This is a genomic window from Kitasatospora sp. NPDC059571 (assembly GCF_042735675.1).
Taxonomy (GTDB): Bacteria; Actinomycetota; Actinomycetes; order Streptomycetales; family Streptomycetaceae; genus Kitasatospora.
In genome coordinates this window covers 3,603-8,008 of the sequence record NZ_JBHWBW010000368.1, presented here as the reverse complement: position 1 = coordinate 8,008, position 4,406 = coordinate 3,603, and the positions used below count along the sequence as shown (strand labels likewise).

3 protein-coding genes are annotated in these 4,406 nt (G+C 74.7%); all 3 read right to left on the bottom strand.

The genetic code is table 11. The features are described 5' to 3' along the window. Positions 1–55 precede the first annotated feature (55 nt). Positions 56–1,891 (bottom strand): LpqB family beta-propeller domain-containing protein, encoded by a 1,836-nt coding sequence (locus ACFV0G_RS29790; protein ID WP_380554769.1) that lies wholly within the window; start codon positions 1,889–1,891, stop codon positions 56–58. Further along, positions 1,881–3,965, bottom strand: coding sequence for an MtrAB system histidine kinase MtrB (mtrB, locus tag ACFV0G_RS29785; RefSeq protein ID WP_380554767.1), 2,085 nt, complete (start codon positions 3,963–3,965; stop codon positions 1,881–1,883). The genes ACFV0G_RS29790 and mtrB overlap by 11 nt, the downstream gene beginning before the upstream one ends. Positions 3,966–4,026: 61 nt before the next feature. Next, positions 4,027–4,406, bottom strand: a 380-nt coding sequence (locus ACFV0G_RS29780) for a winged helix-turn-helix domain-containing protein (RefSeq protein ID WP_380554765.1), incomplete at its 5' end; no start/stop codon positions are given.

Genomic DNA, 4,406 nt, shown 5'->3' with positions numbered 1-4,406 from the left:
GGGCCGCCGCGACGCTCGCCGCCACGGCCCTGCGCCGCGGCCGCCCGGCGGGCGGTCAGCCCGGGTAGGCGAAGGACACCGCCTGGTGCCCCTGGAGGACGAACTCCCGCCACTGGTTGCCCTGGAGGCGGAAGATCCGGTGGTCGCCGGAGACCGCGAGCACCGGCGGCACGGTGTCCCCGGTACGGGTCTCGGTGCCCGACACCGCGGTCATCGACTCACCGCCCTGCAGCGGGGAGTCGCTCGCCTGCGAGCCGTCCGTGCCGATGTAGTGCAGGAGTTGGAGCTTGTCCTGCTCCGCGCCGAGCACCAGCAGCTGGTCGCTGTCGGCCCAGGAGACCGAGGCGACGTCGGTCAGCAGCGGCGCCAGCGGCCGCAGCCCGGTGATCCGCACCCGGGGCGAGCTCGGCGTGCCCTCGTGCACCACGACACCGATCTGCAGGGACAGCCCGGAGGTGTCCTTCAGCACCAGCGCGACCCGGGTGCCGTCCGAGGAGACCCGCAGGCTCTGCACGGTACGGGTGCCGAGGCCGTCGACCTGGGCGGTGAGCGCCTTGCGGTCGCGCACCATCAGCACCCGCGGCGCGGCCGGGTCGCGGTCGACCAGCCAGAGGTTCTGCCGGCCGTCCCAGCTCGGCGAGGTGAGGGCGGTGCCGCCCGCCCCGCCGGAGCCGGTGGGCACCGGGTCGCCGAGCCGGTCCCCCTCGGCCAGCCCCGCCACGTACAGCGCCCGGCCGTCCGTGCTGACCGCCGCGGCGGCGCCGCCGTCCCGGCGGACGGCGACCTCACGCACCTTGGCCTGGCCGGCCTGGCCGAGCGGGCCGGGCACCGGGTGGCCCGGGGTGTCGCCCTGGGCGAGGAACAGCTGGCCGCCCTCCACCTGGTAGTACTGCGAGCCGGCGGCGGAGCCGGCCAGCTGGCCGGGGGCCGCCTCGCCGGCCTGCGCCGCGGTCAGCGAGCAGCCGCCGCGGACGCCGGACAGGTCCAGCCGGTCGAGCTGGCCCTTGGCCTGCTGGTCGGCGAGCGTGTGGTAGAGCTGCATGGCCATCTGGGTGCAGGCCGTCTGGCGGCCCGCGAAGTCCGGCATGTCGACCCGGACGGAGGCCACCCCGCTGTCGCTGACCGTCACCGGGCCCTCGATCCGGACCCCGTCGAAGGCGGTGTGCACCGCCGGGGCCAGCCAGCGGGACGGCCCGGCGGCGAGCGCCTTGGCGGCCGCGGTCAGCGGGTCCGTCCGGCGCCGCAGGAAGATCGGGTCCGGCACCATCGCGGGCGACGCCGCGGCGCCCTCCGCCGACGGGTCGGAGGCCGCGAAGAAGTAGCGGTGGACGGCCCGGTACGCGTTCTTGAAGTTGGTCTGATCGACGATCAGCCCGTCCGGCAGCCGGTCGATCCGCCACTCGCCCTTGTCCGGGCCCTCGGTCTGCTTCACGAAGGTGAAGGTCTGCCGGTACGCCGGGTCGGCCGACACCCGGTACGAGTGAGCCTCGTCCAGCTCGGCGACCTTGGTCCCGCTCAGCGTGATCGTGGTGGTGTCGGCCGTCCGCCCGGCGCTGTCGCGCTTCGGGGTGGCGGCCAGCACGACCACGCCGGCCTCCGGGTTCCAGCGCTTGTCGGCGTCGGAGGTGAGGTACTTGCGGGCGGTGTCGTAGTTCTTCGCCTCGTCCGCGTTGGAGGCGTCGAGGAAGCCGGCCAGCAGGTCGGCCGGGTCCTCGCCCTTGTGCGGCGGGACCGGGAAGACCCGGACCTGGAGGTTCTCCGCACCGGCGCCCTGCGGGACGTCGACGCGCTCCGGCGGGCCGTCCGAGGGCATCGCGGCGCAGCCCGCGGCGGTCAGCAGCACGGCGAACACGGCGCAGACGGCCCGCGCGGAGCGCAGGTCAGCCCTCACGCTGCTCTTCCTTGGCACGCTGCGACCCCTCCGTCCGGGCGTCCGTGGTGTCCCCGCCGTCCTGGGACGGCAGCGGGCGGCCAGGTCCGCGGTCCACCACGACCTGGGCACCGGTGGCACCGTATCCCGCCGCCACTGCGCGGACGTCCGAGGGGTCGGCGACCGGTGCCGCGGCCGGCCGGCCGAGGCCGGGGCCGATCGACAGCACCCCGCCGAGCCCGCTGCCGAAGCCCGGCTGGCTGCTCTCCGGGGTCTCCGGGCTGTCCTGGCCGGCCGTGCCGGTGCCGTCGGCGGCGGCCATCGCGGTGGCACCCGCCGGGCGCAGCGCCCGGCGGTAGGGCGCACCGGTGGCGGCCAGGCCGCGGTTGTGCCGGGAGTCGTCGGGCTCCAGCCGGAACGGGGCGCGGACGATCTCGCCGCCGCGGGTGCGCGGCAGGGTGAGCCGGAAGTGCGACCCGCCGCCGGGCTCGCCCCACGCCTGGAGCCAGCCGCCGTGCAGGTGGGCGTCCTCGACGGCGATGGACAGGCCGAGGCCGGTGCCGCCGGTGGTGCGGACCCGGGACGGGTCGGCGCGCCAGAAGCGGTGGAAGACGCGGGACGCCTCGCCGGGTTTCAGGCCGATGCCGTAGTCGCGGACGCCGATCGCGACCGCGCCCTCGCCGGTGCCGAGCCGGACGACGACGTCGCCGCCCTCGCCGTGCTCCAGCGCGTTGACGACCAGGTTGCGCAGGATGCGCTCGATGCGGCGGGAGTCGACCTCGGCGACCACCGGGTTCTCGGCGCCGCGGATGATCACGGCGCTGCCCTTGGCCTGGGCGAGCGGGTCCGCGGACTCCACGACGCGGGTGACGATGTCGCGCAGGTCGACCGGCTCGGCGTCCAGGATCGCGGCGCCGGCGTCGAAGCGGCTGATCTCCAGGAGGTCGGCGAGCAGCGATTCGAAGCGGTCCAGCTGGTCCTGGAGGAGCTCGGCGGAGCGGGCCGCCATCGGGTCGAGGTCCTCGCGGCTGTCGTAGATCAGGTCGGCGGCCATCCGCACGGTGGTGAGCGGGGTCCGCAGCTCGTGCGAGACGTCGGAGACGAACCGCCGCTGCACCCGGGAGAGCTCCTCCAGCTGGCGGATCTGGGCCTGGAGCGCGTTGGCCATCCGGTTGAAGGACTCGCCGAGGCGGGCGATGTCGTCCGTCCCGGTGACCTTCATCCGCTCCTCCAGGTGGCCGGCGGCGAGCCGCTCGGAGATCCCGGCGGCCATCCGGACCGGGGTCACCACCTGGCGGACGACCAGCCAGGCGATGCCGCCGAGCAGGATCACCACGAACACGCCGGCGGTCGCCAGGGTGCCGGTGACCAGGCCGAGGGTCTTGGTCTCCTGGCCGAAGGAGAAGACGTAGTAGAGCTGGTACGGCGTGCCGTCGGGCCCACTGAACTGCTTGCCGATGACCAGGCCGGGCTCGGTGTAGGCCGGGCTGCCGTCGTCGGGGCTGCGCTGGATCGTGGTGGTCTGCTGGTGCGGCACGCCGGGCTGGCCGGCGACCTCGTCGCGCAGCTCCTGGCTGATCGAGCCGGGGACGATGTTGCCGGAGTACCAGGCGCCGCGCAGCGCGGCGCTGGGGGCGCTCTGCTGGCTGCCGGTGGAGGGCACCAGGGCGACCACGGAGTAGACGCCGGTGCCGCCGCTGGCCAGGTCGGAGACCTGCTTGATCAGCCAGGTGCCGATCTCGTCCCGGCTGGGGTCGTTGCCGGTGCCGGCCTTGGCCTGGAGGTTGATCGCCTCGTTGATCTTGTCCTGCTCGATCTGGAAGCCGCCGAGCGCCTGCCCCTGCGCCGCGTGCTTCTTGGTGTCCAGCAGGCCCGTCCGCACCTGGGCGACAACGACCACGCCGAGCACCAGCACCACGACCACGGACAGCAGCAGCGTGGCGGCGACCACGCGCAGCTGGATGGAGCGGCGGTAGAGAGCGAGCAGCCGGCGGACCGGCCGCCGGAACTGACGCACCAGGACCGAACAGAGCGCGGCCGGGCCCCGGCGGGGCCGGTGCCCGCGGGTGGTCGAGCTCAGCACGTCACCGCGCACAGCAGCCTCCCCGCCGGCATCGGTGCCCGACGGGGAGTCGTCAGCCTTGTACCGCGTCACGTCAGCTGGGCCCGGCCTTGTAGCCCACGCCCCGGACGGTGACCACGATCTCGGGCCGCTCCGGGTCCTTCTCGATCTTCGAGCGGAGGCGCTGGACGTGCACGTTCACCAGCCGGGTGTCGGCGGCGTGGCGGTAGCCCCAGACCTGCTCCAGCAGCACCTCACGGGTGAACACCTGCCAGGGCTTGCGGGCCAGCGCGACCAGCAGGTCGAACTCCAGCGGGGTCAGCGGGATGCCGCGGCCCTCGCGCTTGACGGAGTGGCCGGCCACGTCGATCACCAGGTCGCCGATGGTCAGCTGCTCGGGCGTCGGCTCCTCGGCGCGGCGCAGCCCCGCCCGGACCCCGGCCACCACCACCGTTGGCTTGAAAAGCGTTGTGA